Origin of the sequence: Pseudomonas sp. ARP3, from assembly GCF_001029595.1 — a bacterium.
GTDB lineage: Bacteria > Pseudomonadota > Gammaproteobacteria > Pseudomonadales > Pseudomonadaceae > Aquipseudomonas > Aquipseudomonas rhodesiae.
The window spans coordinates 32,950-48,776 of record NZ_LEKF01000014.1 but is presented as its reverse complement, the minus strand read 5'-3'; the positions used below and the strand labels follow the sequence as shown (position 1 = coordinate 48,776).

The window sequence follows — 15,827 nt, the reverse complement described above, 5'->3', positions numbered from 1 at the left end:
CCATGCTGAAACTGCTGATTCTCGATCGGGACGGGGTGATCAATTACGACTCCGACGCTTACATCAAGTCGGTGGAGGAGTGGATTCCACTGCCCGGCTCGATCGAGGCCATTGCGCAGTTGAGCAAAGCCGGCTGGACGGTGGCCGTCGCCACCAACCAGTCCGGCATTGCCCGTGGCTACTATGACCTCGCCACCCTGGACGCCATGCACGCGCGCTTGCGCACGTTGGTGGCCGAGCAGGGCGGTGAGGTGGGGTTGGTGGTGTACTGCCCCCATGGACCGGACGAGGGCTGCGATTGCCGCAAACCCAAGCCGGGCATGTTGAAAACCATTGCAGAACATTACAACGTGCCATTGGCTGGGATATGGTTCGTCGGGGACAGCCTCGGTGACCTGGAGGCGGCCAAGGCCGTCGACTCTCAGCCAGTTTTGGTAAAGACCGGGAAAGGCGAAAAGACCCAGGCGAAAAACCTGCCGGTAGGCACTTTGATTTTTGACGATCTGGCGGCAGTTGCCGCAGAACTTATCAACAACTAGCCGCCCTCGACTTCCTGACCAAGGATTGTTCGGGAGTGCGCTGTTCAACAGGCGGGCCGTGTCCCGCAACGGTAAATGCCGCCATGTCGATCTTGCAGGCCATCAGAACCTTTTTCTTTTACCTGCTGCTGGGCACCAGTTCGTTTCTCTGGTGCACCCTGAGCTTTTTTATTGCGCCGTTCCTGCCGTTCAAGGCGCGCTATCGCTTTATCAACGTCTACTGGTGCCGCTGCGCTTTGTGGTTGGCCAAGGTATTCCTGAATATCCGTTTCGAGGTCAAGGGCGCGGAAAACGTCCCGCAGCAGCCTTGCGTGATTCTGTCGAACCATCAGAGCACCTGGGAAACGTTCTTTCTCTCGGCATACTTTTCGCCCCTGAGCCAGGTGCTCAAGCGCGAGCTGCTGTATGTTCCGTTCTTCGGTTGGGCCATGGCCATGTTGCGGCCGATCGCGATTGATCGAGACAACCCCAAAGCCGCGCTCAAGCACGTTGCCAAGAAGGGCGATGAGCTACTCAAAGATGGTGTGTGGGTACTGATCTTCCCCGAAGGTACACGGGTACCCTACGGCACTGTGGGCAAGTTCTCCCGTGGCGGGACTGCTTTGGCGGTCAACGCCAATCTGCCGGTATTGCCGATTGCCCATAACGCCGGCAAATTCTGGCCAAAAACTGGCTGGGCCAAACGCGAAGGCACGATCACCGTGGTGATTGGCGAACCGATGTACGCCGAAGGAGAGGGCCCAAGGGCTATTGCAGCGCTGAACGACCGTGCTCAGGCTTGGAATGAAGCGCAGCAACGGGCCATGGGTTCGCTGCCTCCGGAGCCGGTGGTGGTGGACACGCCAGTCGTTTGAAGTTCTGTGGATAACCTGTGCACGGATTGTTGGAAAATGGCTCTTTTTTAAACATAACTAGCTGATTTTATTGAATATTCAAAAAAAGAATAAAATCACCAAAACCGTGCATAAGTTTTTCCAGCTATAAAAAAACCGGTCCTGATGACCGGTTTTTTTGTGCCTGTGAAAAAGCCGTTACTCATTCATCCAAAAGGGGCAAACGTAGGCTGAAGGCGGTGCCTTTGCCCAGTGTACTTTCACAGTCGATCCGGCCTCTATGGCGCTCAACCACCGCTTTAACCATCGTCAGCCCCAACCCCAGCCCTTCGCTGCCCTGTGCAGAATCAAAGCGCCGGTACTGGCTGAACAGCTCCGGCAAATCCTCTGGTGCTATACCTGGGCCCTGGTCGCTGATCCGGCATTCCAACCAGCCCTGCTCACTGGCGTGACTCAACCTGACGGTAGTGCCGGAAGGTGAGTATTTGACGGCATTCTCCAGCACGTTAAACAACGCACGCGTCAGCAGCGATTGGTCGGCTGACACCATGCCTTCGTCAGTCTCATCCAGGTCATGAACCAGGTGTATGCCTTTGAGCTGGGCGATCACTGCCACTTGGTCGAAGGCATCCATCACCAACATGGCGAATAAAGTCGGCTGGAATTGATAGCCGTCGGCCTCAGCTTTCGCCAACTGCACAAATGACTCCGTGAGGCTCAGCGCACGTCGAACTTGTTGTTCGACCTGGGCAAACACCGGCGACTCACCGCTGTGCACATCCAGTAACGCGAGGATGGCCGAGTGGGGCGCGCGCAGGTCATGGGACAGGAACCGCAGCATGGTTTCTCGATGCTGCTGGGCCTCGCGCTCTTTGCTCAGGTCGGTGAGGCTCAGCAGCCAGCCGAGGGCGATGTCCCCTTCAGCCGGGAGCAAAGGGGCAAGCTCCATGCGCAGGCTGCGTTGATGGATATCGCGAAACTCCACCAATTCCAACGCCGACAGGGCGGGGCGCACGCCATTGTGCAGCGGTGGATAGCCCAGATCGGCAAGTTGCTCCAGCAGGTTTTCGGCGACAAGGTCATTACCGAACACCTCACGGGCAATGCGGTTAGCCAACAGAATATTGCCTCGGGGGTCGGTAATCAGCGTGGCCACCGGCAGGCATTCCAACCCATCAGCCATAAAACGGCGGGTGTCCCGCGTGCGGCTGACGGCCTGTTCCAAGGCAAAAATGCGTGCTTGCAACACATCACCACGGCTGGCGGGTGCGCGGCGACGTTCGGGAAGCACCTTGGGCTCGTTATCCAGACGCGCCAGTTCCCAACCGAAATAGGCCAGGATCACACTCAGGCGACGCCAATTCCAGATCAGGTAGCTGAGCAGCAAACCGATCAAACACGCGGCGGGGGACCACCAGTGACCCAACCGCAGTAACCCCAAAGCGATAAGCAACGCCGTGAGCATGCAGCCCACGGTCATCCACAGGGCATAGCGGGGACGATGAAGCAGCAGGCCCAGCAGCACCGCCACAAGACTCGTCGCTAGCAGCGCCGCCAGCCATCCTGGCAGATCCACGATGCTGCGTCCCTGGAGCAAGGCATTGAGAACGTTGGCCTGGATGTCCAACCCGGCCGTGGCGCCGACAGCGGAGGAGAGCGGGCTGAAAAAATAATCGCCCAGGCCTGAGTCCATCGCCCCCACCAAAATCAGGCGGCCATGCAGCATTTCAGGTGGTACCTCACCATGCAATACGCTGACATAAGAGACGCTGGGAAACCGGGTATCAGACGCAATAACGGGGACACGAACCCCATACTCGCGCTGCCAACGTTGCGATATCGACGCCTGCGGGGTGCCCGGCATCGGGTTCGGCTCCCTGCCCATTTCATAAGCCAACCAGGCCAACTGCGGGACGGTGGCACCGGCAGGTCCCTCACGTAGGTACAGACTGCGCACCACGCCATCAGGGTCGGCTTCTACGTTGATATGGCCCAGCCCTTTGGCACATTTAAGCAGGGGCAACATTTGCGCGTCGGCCTGGCTGTAGCGAGAAGAGCCTTCGCGAACCAACGGCAGCACTACATTGCCGGCGTTACATAAGGCGTCAGACAGGCGCTTGTCGCTCGCAGGTTCTTCAGGTTCGCTGAAGATGACATCCAACAGAACTCCTTCCGGTTGTGCAGCGTTGAGGCGGTCAATCAAATCGGCGTGCACGCTGCGTGACCATGGCCACGGCCCCAGTTTCTTGAGGCTCGGTTCGTCGATGGTCACCAGCAATACGCGCGGATCCACCGGTAGAGGAGTGAGGCGGCGAAAAGTGTCATAGAAGGAGTTATTCAGCGCCAACCCCGAACTCACCGACAGGTAGGCCGTCATAGGCAGCAGCAGCAAGCCAATCCACACCCATTCGCGCACCAGGCCATGAAACAACCGCTGGGCGTGGGTCGGTTGGCGTTTTTCAGCCTTGCCCCAAAGCATCATAGGTCACCGTATCTAAGCAGTGGCTGGATAGGCACACACGCCTTGACCCCAGTGAAGCTCATTTTCGACCCGCTGGAGGATGTTTCCTGCTTGAAGTTCATGAAGGCATTGCCCGTGGCGAATTGAGCACGATGGGATTATTTGGCGGTAACTCGGACAGGAGTCTACGACAGCTCATGCGTCGGCTGATCCTTTTCCTTACTATCGGGAGTCGGTATCTTCCCTACCTGAGTAGCGAGGATTTCCATGTTAACCGCTCATGGACTTCAGCCTACCGAGAGATCCAGGGAGCGCCGTTTCTGAGCACAATTCTTCAGATTCAACGGCCGGCATCTGCGCAGTACGTGCCTTGATCAGGCTGACGGCTGCCGTACTCTTCAATGAAAGGACCCACCCATGCGTGTCGCAATACTGGATGACGAACCCGCGGAATTGCGCCGGGTGGAACAGACACTGCGACAGATCCCTGGTACCACTGAACAGCCTTGGACCCTGCATTGTTTCGAGCGGGGTGAAGACCTGCTACGCCAGTTACGTCGAGAAACCTTTGATCTACTGATACTCGACTGGCAGTTGCCAGACATCACCGGTATCGCACTGCTGCGCTGGACACGCGAACACATGGATGCGCCCCCTGCGGTCATTATGCTGACCAGCCGTGACGCTGAAAGCGATATTGTCACGGCGTTGAACAGCGGTGCCGATGACTATGTCAGCAAACCGTTTCGCCCGAATGAATTGAAGGCGCGTGTCAGCGCGGTTCTTCGACGGCATGGCCTGCAAAAATCCACGACCCATGAACTGCAAAGTTTCAACGACCTGACTTTTGACGATGCTGAACTGACAGTCACCCGCGCAGGAAAACCGATCAACCTCACCGAGCGCGAGTACCGATTGGCCAGCTGCCTGTTCGCCAATCTGGCGCGTCCGCTGTCTCGCGAATACCTTTATGAGCGATTCTGGACGCACGAAGAAATGGTCTCGTCTCGGCCGCTAGATACGCATATCTATCGACTGCGTAATAAGCTGGGACTGACTGCCGATAGGGGATGGCAGCTGTTAACCATTTATGGATATGGCTATCGCTTGGAAAGTGTTCCTACCAGCTCGGCGGGTTAAGTAGGCCGATGTTCCACGTGGAGCATTTGCAAAACTGGTCATCCAACAATAAAAAAGGCCAACGCAGAGCGTTGGCCTTTCTTGTTTTTGGCGCGTTAATCGAACTTAGAAATCCAAGTTAGAAACTGCCAAGGCGTTGCTTTCGATGAAGTCACGACGAGGTTCGACCGCATCACCCATGAGGGTGTTGAAGATCTGATCCGCGCCAATCGCGTCTTCGATGGTCACGCGCAGCATACGACGCTGGCTTGGATCCATGGTGGTTTCCCACAATTGATCGGGGTTCATTTCGCCCAGACCTTTGTATCGCTGAATGGTGTGGCGCTTGGTGCTTTCGGCCATCAGCCAGTCAAGGGCTTCTTTGAATTCCTTAACCTGTTTCTTACGCTCGCCACGCTGGATGTAAGCACCGTCGTCGAGCAGGGTGCTTAGTTGTGCGCCCAGGGTCACCACGGTCTTGTAATCATTGCTGCCGAAGAAGTCGCGGTTGAAAGTAACGTAGTTCGACAGGCCGTGGGAGATCAGCTCGACCTCTGGCAGCCAGACATTACGCTCACGGTCTTCACGCAGGCTGGCCTTGTAGACCAGGCCGGATTTCTCAACGGTGCGCAGACGCACTTCATACTGAGCCAGCCAATCTTGCATTGCTGCGTGGTCGCTCAACTGTTCCAGGCTAACGGCCGGCAAGTAGATGAAGTGCTCGGTCAACTCCTGCGGGTACAGGCGCGACAGGCGCTTGAGGGTCTTCATCACCATTCGGAAGTCGTTAACCAGGCGCTCCAACGCTTCACCGGAAATGCCTGGCGCTTCGTCATTCAAGTGCAGGCTGGCATCTTCCAGGGCCGACTGCGTCATGTACTCTTCCATGGCGTCGTCGTCTTTGATGTATTGCTCTTGCTTGCCTTTTTTCACTTTGTACAACGGTGGCTGAGCGATGTAGATGTAGCCACGCTCGATCAGCTCTGGCAATTGACGGAAGAAGAACGTCAGCAGCAGGGTACGAATGTGCGAACCGTCGACGTCAGCATCGGTCATGATGATGATGTTGTGATAACGCAATTTGTCGATGTTGTACTCTTCGCGGCCAATACCGCAGCCCAACGCCGTGATCAAGGTGCCGACTTCCTGAGAGGAAATCATCTTGTCGAAGCGCGCCTTCTCAACGTTGAGGATCTTACCTTTCAACGGCAGGATGGCTTGGGTACGGCGGTTACGACCCTGCTTGGCGGAACCGCCAGCAGAGTCACCTTCCACCAGGTACAGTTCGGAGAGGGCAGGGTCTTTCTCTTGGCAGTCCGCCAATTTGCCCGGCAGACCGGCGATATCCAGCGCGCCTTTACGACGGGTCATCTCACGAGCCTTACGCGCCGCTTCACGCGCGCGAGCGGCATCGATCATCTTGCCGACAACCAGCTTGGCTTCGTTCGGGTTCTCCAGCAGGAAGTCGGAGAAGTATTTACCCATCTCCTGTTCCACAGCGGTCTTCACTTCAGAAGACACCAGCTTGTCTTTGGTCTGGGAGCTGAACTTAGGGTCCGGCACTTTCACCGAGATGATCGCCGTCAGACCTTCGCGTGCATCGTCACCCGTAGTGGCGACTTTATGCTTCTTGGCCAAGCCTTCGGCTTCGATGTAGGTATTAAGGTTACGCGTCAGCGCCGAACGGAAACCCACAAGGTGAGTACCCCCGTCGCGCTGCGGAATGTTGTTGGTGAAGCACAACAGGTTCTCGTTGAAGCTGTCGTTCCATTGCAGGGCGATTTCCACGCCGATGCCGTCTTCACGCTGGATGTTGAAGTGGAACACCTGGTTGACCGGCGTCTTGTTGGTGTTCAGGTACTCAACGAACGCACGCAAACCGCCTTCGTACTTGAACAGTTCTTCCTTACCGCTGCGCTCGTCTTTGAGGACGATACCTACACCGGAGTTAAGGAAAGACAGTTCACGGATGCGTTTGGCCAGAATGTCCCAGCTGAAATGAATATTCTTGAAGGTCTCGCTGGAAGCCTTGAAGTGAATCTGGGTGCCCGTGGTTTCGCTGTCTCCCACAATGGCCATAGGCGCTTGAGGCACACCGTGCACATAGGTCTGCTCCCAGATCTTGCCACTACGACGTACGGTCAGGATCAGCTCTTCAGACAAAGCGTTCACTACCGAAACACCTACGCCGTGCAATCCGCCGGATACTTTATAGGAGTTGTCGTCGAATTTGCCGCCGGCGTGGAGCACGGTCATGATGACCTCTGCCGCAGATACGCCTTCTTCTTTATGCACATCCACCGGGATGCCACGACCGTTATCGCGCACGGTGATGGACTCATCCGGATGGATGATGATGCTGATGTCGTCGCAGTGACCGGCCAGAGCTTCGTCGATGGAGTTGTCGACCACCTCGAACACCATGTGGTGCAGACCGCTACCGTCATCAGTGTCGCCAATGTACATACCGGGACGTTTGCGTACGGCATCCAAACCTTTCAGCACTTTAATGCTGGTCGAGTCGTACGTGTTTTCTTCGCTCATGCCTTCACTCCCGATGGTCGTGGGTCTGGGTGATACGGCCTTGTTCCACGTGGAACAAAGCGACTGGCGTTTCCGTCTGCCAGCCTTCCCTCAATAATTCGTGGTCTACACAAGTGATAAACACTTGGCAGCGTAAGTCTTCCAACAAGCGGCATAACGAGCGGCGATGTTGCTCGTCAAGTTCGGACGGCAGGTCATCCACCAGATAAATACACTGACCGCGCCGGGCCTGGCTCACCAAGTGGCCCTGGGCGATACGCAAAGCGCACACCACCAACTTTTGCTGACCGCGGGACAAGATGTCCGCGGCATTATGAGCGCCTAATCTAAGACGCAAATCAGCCCGTTGAGGGCCGGCCTGGGTGTGACCAATCTGCTGATCCCGCTGCAAGGACGTGGCGAGAACTGCACTGAGTTCACGCTCTTTGTCCCAACCACGGTAGTAGCTCAGCGTCAGCCCTTCGAGATCCAGTAACTCTCTCAAGGTCTGTTCAAAGACTGGTTTCAAGGCTTTGATGTAGGCACGGCGGTATTCATCTATTTCGTCGCTGGCCAGGCACAGTTCACGGTCCCAGGCCGCTTGCGAAGCGGCGTCAAGTGTACCATGCCGCAGCCACGAGTTCCGCTGCCGCAGGGCCTTCTGCAGGCGCTGCCATGTGGCCATAAATCGCGGTTCCACGTGGAACACTCCCCAATCGAGGAATTGCCTGCGTATTTTTGGCGCACCTTCCAGTAGCCGGAAGCTATCCGGATTGATCAGCTGCAGCGGCAGAATTTCGGCCAACTGAGCCGCGCTACGAGCATTTTGCCCATCTATACGGATCTGAAACTCTCCCCCGCGATCACGGGATATTCCCAAACTGCTGTGCCCACCCTCAGCCAGTTCGACCTGGCCAAACACGGTGCAAGCCAACTGTTCGTATTGAATAACCGGTAAAAGACGAGCACTGCGAAAAGAACGCGCGAGCCCCAACAAATGAATGGCTTCCAGCACACTGGTTTTGCCACTGCCATTGGCGCCGTGGAGGATATTGATGCGGGGGGAGGGGGAGAAGGTCACCGGGTGCAGATTGCGCACCGCGGTGACCGAGACGCGACTGAGGGACATCTAGCTTCTGCTGAGCATGGTTACAGGCGCATCGGCATGACAACGTAAGCCGAGTCGTCGTTATCGGATTCCTGCACCAGCGCGCTGCTGTTGGAGTCCGACAGAATCAGGCGAACCTGTTCGGTGGTCATCACACCCAGCACGTCCAAGAGGTAGCTCACGTTGAAGCCGATTTCCAGCGAGCCGCCGTTGTAGTCGACGCCCACTTCTTCTTCCGCTTCTTCCTGTTCTGGGTTGTTAGCCTGGATCTTCAGCTGACCATTGGCCAATTGCAGACGGATACCACGGTACTTTTCGTTGGACAGAATGGCAGTACGACTGAACGCTTCGCGCAGCGCCTGGCGATCGCCGATGACCAGCTTGTCGCCACCTTTAGGCAATACACGCTCGTAATCCGGGAACTTGCCATCAACCAACTTGGAGGTGAACGTGAATTCGCCCGTAGTGGCGCGGATGTGATGCTGGCCCAAAACGATGCTCACATTGCCGTCCGGCTCAGTGAGCAGGCGTGCCAGCTCAAGAATACCTTTGCGTGGCACGATGACTTGATGACGATCGGGCTGACCGATATCGGCGCGCATCGAGCACATCGCCAAGCGGTGACCGTCGGTAGCGACCGCGCGGATGACGCCTTCGGATACCTCCAGCAACATGCCATTTAGGTAATACCGCACATCCTGCTGGGCCATGGCGAAGCTGGTGCGTTCGATCAAACGGCGCAGTCTGCTCTGTTCCAGGCTGCACGTCAGCGAGCCGGGACCTTCTTCGACGGTCGGGAAATCATTGGCCGGCAGCGTGGACAGGGTGAAACGGCTACGGCCAGCTTTTACCACCAGCTTCTGTTCATCAACCTTGATGTCGATCAGCGCATCGTTCGGCAGGCTTTTGCAGATATCCATCAACTTGCGCGCCGGTACGGTGATCTCGCCCGGTTCAGCAGGCTCTTCCAACTGCACACGGCCCACCAACTCGACTTCCAGGTCGGTACCGGTCAAGGACAATTGCTGGCCTTCGACCACCAGCAATACGTTAGAGAGTACCGGCAAGGTCTGACGGCGCTCGACGACGCCTGCGACCAGTTGCAGGGGTTTCAACAGGGCTTCGCGTTGAATGGTGAAATGCATGGTCTAGTCCCTTGCCTTAATAAGCTGCGCTGGTGTCATCACGTAGTCAGTGTACGCAGCAGGTTCTTGTAGTCCTCGCGAATATCCGCGTCGGATTCCTTAAGTTCGTTGATCTTGCGGCACGCGTGCAAGACCGTGGTGTGGTCGCGACCACCAAATACATCACCGATTTCCGGCAGGCTATGGTTGGTCAATTCCTTGGAAAGGGCCATGGCCACCTGACGCGGACGCGCTACCGAGCGCGAACGACGCTTGGACAGCAGGTCGGAAATCTTGATCTTGTAGTACTCGGCCACAGTGCGCTGGATGTTATCCACACTCACCAGCTTGTCTTGCAGAGCCAGCAGGTCTTTCAGAGATTCGCGAATCAGCTCAATCGTGATATCGCGGCCCATAAAATGCGAGTGGGCAATTACCCGTTTGAGTGCACCTTCCAGCTCCCGCACGTTGGAGCGGATGCGTTGGGCGATAAAGAACGCCGCATCGTGGGGAAGCTCGACCTTGGCCTGGTCGGCCTTTTTCATCAGGATCGCGACGCGGGTTTCAAGCTCGGGCGGCTCTACAGCAACCGTCAAGCCCCAGCCGAAGCGGGACTTCAAGCGTTCTTCCAGACCTTCGATTTCCTTCGGATAACGGTCGCTGGTCAGAATAACCTGCTGGCCGCCTTCGAGCAGAGCGTTGAACGTGTGGAAAAACTCTTCCTGGGAACGTTCCTTGCGGGCGAAGAATTGAATGTCATCGATCAGCAAGGCATCAACAGAGCGGTAAAAACGCTTGAATTCGTTGATAGCGTTGAGCTGCAAGGCCTTGACCATATCAGCCACGAAGCGCTCCGAGTGCAGGTATACGACCTTGGCATTCGGATTCTTCTTTAATAGATGGTTACCCACAGCGTGCATCAAGTGGGTCTTACCCAAACCGACGCCACCATAAAGGAAGAGCGGGTTGTAACCATGCTTGGGGTTGTCGGCGACCTGCCAGGCAGCGGCGCGCGCAAGCTGGTTGGATTTACCTTCGACGAAGTTTTCAAAGGTGAATGTGCGGTTCAGGTAACTGGTGTGCTTGAGCGCACCTTCGACCTGCACAGTGCGCTGCTCGGCACGAACAGGGGCCTGTTGGGAACTGGCTCCTGCCATCGGGTCGAAGCTATCGCGGGACGGCTCTTCATGCTCCGGCGCATTTTTTTGCGTTGAAGATTTGGAGGGCGTCGGCGCAGCGGAAGGCGCCGGGGCAGCCGGTGCGGTCGCCGCCTGAGCTTGAGACGCCGCAGCCGCCAGCGGTGCATTAGGTGCAGCGCGAGGCGCGGAGCTACGTTTGCTGCCTATTAATAAGGAGAGCACTGGGGCGAGACCATTGCCATGTTCGTCGAGCAATTCGAGAACACGGCTCAGGTACTTCTCGTTGACCCAGTCGAGCACAAACCGATTGGGCGCGTAGACACGCAACTCGTCGCCTTCGGCTTCGACCTGTAGCGGACGGATCCAGGTGTTGAATTGCTGGGCAGGCAGCTCATCGCGCAAAAGCTCCACGCACTGCTGCCAAAGTTCCACTGACACGGATATCCCCTAAGTTGAAAGCCGGTGAGGCAAAAACAGCCGCCATTGTAGCGATCAGCTGTCCACTTATCCACATGTAGCTTGCTGACACCCCAGCCAAAATCAATGCCTTAACCTTGAAAAAGCCGACCGATGGTCTGTGCATAAGCTCTGTGGATAAGCGTACCTGAGCTCGTTGCACAAGTAGGTCCGAAAGTCTGTGGGTAACTGACCTGTGGATAACATGCCATTCCACCCACAGCTTATCCGATAGCGCAGCACAGGCAGAACACCGTTTCTCCCCTGTGTTGTCATTCTCTGTACATCAAGTGGAATAAGGGCTTGAGGCAGTTATCCACAGAGGATGGACTGCATAGCTTTTATAAGCTTTACAGAAAAGCTTTAAATAACTTCCTTCTTTATTTCTATATCTAGGTTCGTGCTGATGAGTGTCTGAACGGTGAAAACAGCGACGCTACCGTATTCAGATCTAATTAAAGGAATAGCTGGTTGGAAATTGACCTAGAGGCTTGCTTTCTCTAGAATCGCCGGTCTCTTAAAACGGGGGCCATTCCGGCCCGTTGTGACGAACCAGGTAACAACGCCATGAAACGTACTTTCCAACCCAGCACCATCAAACGCGCCCGTACCCACGGCTTCCGTGCCCGCATGGCTACCAAGAACGGTCGTGCCGTCCTGTCGCGTCGCCGCGCCAAAGGTCGTGCGCGTCTGGCAGTTTGATAATCCGGCACTGGTGGTGAGTCAGGACTTCAGTCGGGAAAAGCGTCTGCTAACTCCCCGGCATTTCAAGGCAGTCTTTGACTCCCCCACCGGCAAGGTTCCGGGGAAAAATCTCCTGCTCCTTGCGCGTAACAACGATCTGGATCACCCCCGTCTCGGGTTGGTGATCGGCAAAAAGAGCGTAAAGCTCTCCGTTGAGCGCAATCGCCTCAAGCGTCTGATGCGCGAATCGTTTCGCCTCCACCAGGACACCCTGGTTGGTTGGGATATTGTTATCGTCGCGCGTAAAGGCTTGGGGGATGTAGAAAACCCCGAATTGATTCAGCATTTCGGCAAGCTCTGGAAACGTTTGGCGCGTACCCACAAGCCAGCACCTCCAGCCAGCCCCGAAACTGTAGGGGTAGACAGCAACGATGCGTAAACTGGCCCTCGTTCCGATCCAGTTTTACCGCTACGCCATTAGTCCTCTGATGGCCAATCACTGTCGTTTCTACCCCAGTTGTTCCTGCTACGCGTTAGAGGCCATAGAAAATCATGGTCTTCTGCGCGGTGGCTGGCTGACCTTTCGTCGTTTAGGTCGCTGTCATCCGTGGAATCCCGGTGGTTATGACCCGGTTCCACCTGTCCCCACCTCCCGTTCTTCTTCGATGGCCGAGTAATCATGGATATTAAACGCACGATCCTGATCGTCGCCCTGGCAATCGTGTCCTACGTTATGGTTCTTAAGTGGAACCAAGACTATGGCCAAGCTGCCCTGCCGACTCAGAATGTTGCCGTCAACACTGCACCTGCGGGACTTCCCGACACGGCAAGTGGCACTAACGCTGCCGCCAGTGATGACATTCCACGCGCAGCAGGCGAAGCCAAAGCGCCCGCCGAAGTTCCAGTTGCAGCAAGCACCGACCTCATCCAGATCAAAACGGATGTGTTGGACCTGGCAGTCGACCCACAAGGTGGTGACGTAGCCAAGCTGACCCTGCCGCTGTATCCACGCCGCCAAGACCATCCGGAAATCCCTTTCCAGCTGTTCGATAACGGTGGCGAGCGTATTTACCAGGCTCAAAGCGGTCTGATCGGTACCAACGGTCCCGATGCAAGCCAAGCCGGTCGTCCGGTTTTCTCTTCGGAGAAGAAAAGTTATCAACTGGCTGACGGTCAGGACCAATTGGTCGTAGACCTGAAGTTCAGCAAGGATGGCGTCAACTACATCAAGCGGTTCACGCTCAAGCGTGGTCTGTACGACATCGTTGTCACCTACCTGATCGACAACCAAAGCGCTCAGCCTTGGAACGGCGCCATGTTCGCGCAACTCAAGCGCGACGCCAGCTCCGATCCTTCGTCCAGTACAGCAACGGGCACCGCGACTTACCTGGGCGCCGCCCTGTGGACAAGTTCGGAACCGTACAAAAAAGTGTCCATGAAAGACATGGACAAGGTGAGCGAAGACAAAACCAAGCCAGCCATCACCTACAACGTGAACGGCGGTTGGGTTGCCTGGTTGCAGCACTATTTCGTGACCGCGTGGATTCCACAGCCAGGCCAGAATAATGTGGTTCTGGCCCGCAAGGACTCCAAGGGTAACTACATCATTGGCTACACCGGCCCGTCGTTGACCGTCGCGCCAGGTGCCACCGGCGAAACCAGCGCGACTCTGTATGCCGGCCCGAAAAGCCAGGCTGTGCTCAAAGAGTTGTCCCCAGGCCTGGAATTGACTGTGGACTACGGCATTCTGTGGTTCATTGCCCAACCGATTTTCTGGTTGTTGCAACATATCCACAGCATCGTCGGTAACTGGGGCTGGTCGATCATCTTCCTGACCATGCTGATCAAGGGCATCTTCTTCCCTCTGTCGGCCGCCAGCTACAAGTCGATGGCGCGCATGCGTGCCGTGGCGCCGAAGCTGGCTGCATTGAAAGAGCAACATGGTGATGACCGGCAGAAAATGTCGCAGGCCATGATGGAGCTGTACAAGAAAGAAAAGATCAACCCGCTGGGTGGATGCTTGCCGATTCTCGTACAGATGCCGGTATTCCTATCGCTGTACTGGGTACTCCTGGAAAGCGTGGAAATGCGTCAGGCGCCGTTCATGCTGTGGATAACTGACCTGTCGATCAAAGACCCGTTCTTTATCCTGCCGATCATCATGGGCGCGACCATGTTTATCCAGCAGCGTCTGAACCCAACGCCTCCGGATCCGATGCAGGCCAAGGTGATGAAAATGATGCCGATCATCTTCACCTTCTTCTTCCTGTGGTTCCCGGCGGGTCTGGTGCTGTACTGGGTGGTCAACAACGTGTTGTCGATTACTCAACAGTGGTACATCACACGTAAAATCGAAGCGGCTACCCAAAAAGCCGCGGCGTAATTACTCTGTGGATAACCACTCAAGACGCCCCCTAGTGGGGCGTTTTGCTTTCCGTCACATTTGTTCTGGAACCTGTTGATGAGCGCTCCTCGTGAAACCATCGCTGCTGTCGCTACCGCTCAAGGTCGTGGTGGTGTCGGTATCGTTCGTATTTCCGGGCCGCTTGCTGGCGTAGCCGCCAAGGCCATCAGCGGGCGAGACCTGAAGCCCCGATACGCGCATTACGGCCCGTTCCTGGATGCCGAGAACGAGGTGTTGGACGAAGGACTGGCGCTGTATTTTCCTGGCCCAAATTCATTCACCGGTGAAGACGTTCTGGAACTGCAGGGACACGGCGGCCCGGTTGTGTTGGATATGCTGCTGCAGCGCTGTCTGCAATTGGGTTGCCGTCTGGCTCGGCCAGGGGAATTCAGCGAGCGAGCGTTCTTGAATGACAAGTTGGACCTGGCCCAGGCCGAAGCTATCGCGGATTTGATTGAGGCCAGTTCTGCACAGGCGGCGCGCAATGCGCTGCGCTCGCTTCAAGGCGCATTTTCTTTGCGTGTGCATAACCTCACGGAACAGTTGATCGGTCTGCGTATCTACGTTGAGGCGGCGATTGATTTCCCGGAGGAAGAAATCGATTTTCTTGCCGATGGCCACGTGTTGGCGATGCTGGACAAAGTCCGCGACGAGTTATCCACAGTTCTGCGTGAGGCGGGTCAGGGGGCATTGCTACGTGACGGCATGACGGTGGTGATCGCCGGTCGTCCCAACGCCGGTAAATCCAGCCTGCTCAACGCGTTGGCAGGTCGGGAAGCGGCCATCGTGACTGAGATCGCCGGCACGACCCGAGATATCCTGCGCGAACATATCCACATCGATGGCATGCCGTTGCACGTCGTCGATACGGCTGGTTTGCGTGATACCGATGACCAGGTCGAAAAAATTGGCGTTGAGCGAGCACTCAAGGCCATCGGTGAAGCTGATCGCGTACTTTTGGTCGTGGACGCCACGGCACCGGAGGCTGTGGATCCTTTTGCCCTATGGCCGGAGTTTCTGGAGCAGCGGCCGGATCCGGCCAAGGTCACGTTGATCCGTAACAAAGCCGACTTGACGGGAGAAGCGATCGCTCTGCAAACCAGCGAAGATGGCCATGTCACCCTCAGTCTGAGCGCCAAATCGGCAGGGGAAGGCTTGGAGCTGCTGCGCGATCACCTCAAAGCCTGCATGGGCTACGAACAGACCTCGGAAAGCAGCTTCAGCGCTCGCCGTCGGCACCTTGAAGCGCTGCGTCAGGCCAGCGCGGCCCTGGAGCACGGACGCGCACAATTGACCTTGGCAGGAGCAGGGGAGCTGCTGGCCGAAGACTTGAGACAGGCTCAGCAGCTTTTGGGGGAAATCACCGGCGCCTTCAGCTCCGATGATTTACTTGGGCGGATCTTCTCCAGCTTCTGCATCGGCAAATAACCGGTTATC

13 protein-coding genes are annotated in these 15,827 nt (G+C 56.4%); 8 read left to right on the top strand and 5 right to left on the bottom strand.

What is annotated here, in order from left to right; translation table 11 throughout:
* Positions 1-2: 2 nt before the first annotated feature.
* Both gmhB and ABX75_RS16855 read left to right on the top strand, forming a co-directional pair.
* The gene (gene gmhB, locus ABX75_RS16860) at positions 3-539 is read left to right on the top strand and encodes a D-glycero-beta-D-manno-heptose 1,7-bisphosphate 7-phosphatase (protein ID WP_167389864.1); all 537 of its coding nucleotides are present in this window, start codon (positions 3-5) and stop codon (positions 537-539) included.
* An 83-nt stretch (positions 540-622) separates the two neighbouring features.
* On the top strand, positions 623-1,393 hold the full coding sequence (locus ABX75_RS16855; RefSeq protein ID WP_034101628.1) for a 1-acyl-sn-glycerol-3-phosphate acyltransferase: 771 nt from the start codon (positions 623-625) through the stop codon (positions 1,391-1,393).
* 181 nt (positions 1,394-1,574) lie between these two features.
* On the opposite strand, the gene ABX75_RS16850 is transcribed toward ABX75_RS16855, so the two are convergent.
* Positions 1,575-3,854, bottom strand: a complete 2,280-nt coding sequence (locus ABX75_RS16850) for a CHASE2 domain-containing protein (RefSeq protein WP_047882302.1) — start codon at positions 3,852-3,854, stop codon at positions 1,575-1,577.
* 396 nt (positions 3,855-4,250) lie between these two features.
* Here ABX75_RS16850 and ABX75_RS16845 point away from each other — a divergent pair, with 396 nt between their 5' ends.
* Positions 4,251-4,973: a response regulator transcription factor gene (locus ABX75_RS16845; protein WP_034111079.1), complete on the top strand. Its 723-nt coding sequence runs from the start codon at positions 4,251-4,253 to the stop codon at positions 4,971-4,973.
* Between the two features lie 105 nt (positions 4,974-5,078).
* On the opposite strand, the gene gyrB is transcribed toward ABX75_RS16845, so the two are convergent.
* From gyrB to dnaA, 4 genes are read right to left on the bottom strand one after another with little or no spacing between them, the layout of a single operon-like run.
* Complete coding sequence (gyrB, locus tag ABX75_RS16840; protein WP_034101625.1) at positions 5,079-7,496, bottom strand: DNA topoisomerase (ATP-hydrolyzing) subunit B; 2,418 nt, start codon at positions 7,494-7,496, stop codon at positions 5,079-5,081.
* A gap of 4 nt (positions 7,497-7,500) precedes the next feature.
* Positions 7,501-8,604 carry a DNA replication/repair protein RecF gene (gene recF / locus ABX75_RS16835; RefSeq protein ID WP_034101623.1) on the bottom strand — a complete coding sequence of 368 codons (1,104 nt, stop codon included), beginning with the start codon at positions 8,602-8,604 and terminating at the stop codon, positions 7,501-7,503.
* Between the two features lie 20 nt (positions 8,605-8,624).
* A complete protein-coding gene (dnaN, locus tag ABX75_RS16830) occupies positions 8,625-9,728 on the bottom strand; it encodes a DNA polymerase III subunit beta (protein ID WP_034101622.1) in 1,104 nt (367 codons plus the stop codon).
* A gap of 38 nt (positions 9,729-9,766) precedes the next feature.
* A complete protein-coding gene (dnaA, locus tag ABX75_RS16825) occupies positions 9,767-11,284 on the bottom strand; it encodes a chromosomal replication initiator protein DnaA (protein WP_034101621.1) in 1,518 nt (505 codons plus the stop codon).
* A gap of 585 nt (positions 11,285-11,869) precedes the next feature.
* On the opposite strand from dnaA, the gene rpmH reads away from it, so the two are divergent.
* The 5 genes from rpmH to mnmE all read left to right on the top strand — a co-directional run bounded on the left by rpmH (position 11,870) and on the right by mnmE (position 15,818).
* A complete protein-coding gene (gene rpmH / locus ABX75_RS16820; protein ID WP_003213577.1) occupies positions 11,870-12,004 on the top strand; it encodes a 50S ribosomal protein L34 in 135 nt (44 codons plus the stop codon).
* 16 nt (positions 12,005-12,020) lie between these two features.
* Positions 12,021-12,425, top strand: a complete 405-nt coding sequence (rnpA, locus tag ABX75_RS28520; RefSeq protein WP_198712244.1) for a ribonuclease P protein component — start codon at positions 12,021-12,023, stop codon at positions 12,423-12,425.
* Positions 12,418-12,663, top strand: coding sequence for a membrane protein insertion efficiency factor YidD (yidD, locus tag ABX75_RS28515; RefSeq protein ID WP_080758814.1), 246 nt, complete (start codon positions 12,418-12,420; stop codon positions 12,661-12,663). Before rnpA ends, yidD begins: the two co-directional genes overlap by 8 nt.
* A gap of 2 nt (positions 12,664-12,665) precedes the next feature.
* Positions 12,666-14,369 (top strand): membrane protein insertase YidC, encoded by a 1,704-nt coding sequence (gene yidC / locus ABX75_RS16810; protein WP_034115592.1) that lies wholly within the window; start codon positions 12,666-12,668, stop codon positions 14,367-14,369.
* A 78-nt stretch (positions 14,370-14,447) separates the two neighbouring features.
* Positions 14,448-15,818 carry a tRNA uridine-5-carboxymethylaminomethyl(34) synthesis GTPase MnmE gene (gene mnmE / locus ABX75_RS16805; protein ID WP_034101618.1) on the top strand — a complete coding sequence of 457 codons (1,371 nt, stop codon included), beginning with the start codon at positions 14,448-14,450 and terminating at the stop codon, positions 15,816-15,818.
* The last annotated feature ends 9 nt before the right edge of the window (positions 15,819-15,827 follow it).

Excerpts from the sequence above, each read along its gene's own strand:
- yidC (WP_034115592.1), top strand. The coding sequence starts at position 12,666 with ATGGATATTAAACGCACGATCCTGATCGTCGCCCTGGCAATCGTGTCC.
- yidD (WP_080758814.1), top strand. The coding sequence starts at position 12,418 with ATGCGTAAACTGGCCCTCGTTCCGATCCAGTTTTACCGCTACGCCATT.
- recF (WP_034101623.1), bottom strand. The coding sequence starts at position 8,604 with ATGTCCCTCAGTCGCGTCTCGGTCACCGCGGTGCGCAATCTGCACCCG.
- gmhB (WP_167389864.1), top strand. The coding sequence starts at position 3 with ATGCTGAAACTGCTGATTCTCGATCGGGACGGGGTGATCAATTACGAC.
- mnmE (WP_034101618.1), top strand. The coding sequence starts at position 14,448 with ATGAGCGCTCCTCGTGAAACCATCGCTGCTGTCGCTACCGCTCAAGGT.
- ABX75_RS16850 (WP_047882302.1), bottom strand. The coding sequence starts at position 3,854 with ATGATGCTTTGGGGCAAGGCTGAAAAACGCCAACCGACCCACGCCCAG.
- rpmH (WP_003213577.1), top strand. The coding sequence starts at position 11,870 with ATGAAACGTACTTTCCAACCCAGCACCATCAAACGCGCCCGTACCCAC.
- dnaN (WP_034101622.1), bottom strand. The coding sequence starts at position 9,728 with ATGCATTTCACCATTCAACGCGAAGCCCTGTTGAAACCCCTGCAACTG.
- ABX75_RS16845 (WP_034111079.1), top strand. The coding sequence starts at position 4,251 with ATGCGTGTCGCAATACTGGATGACGAACCCGCGGAATTGCGCCGGGTG.
- ABX75_RS16855 (WP_034101628.1), top strand. The coding sequence starts at position 623 with ATGTCGATCTTGCAGGCCATCAGAACCTTTTTCTTTTACCTGCTGCTG.
- gyrB (WP_034101625.1), bottom strand. The coding sequence starts at position 7,496 with ATGAGCGAAGAAAACACGTACGACTCGACCAGCATTAAAGTGCTGAAA.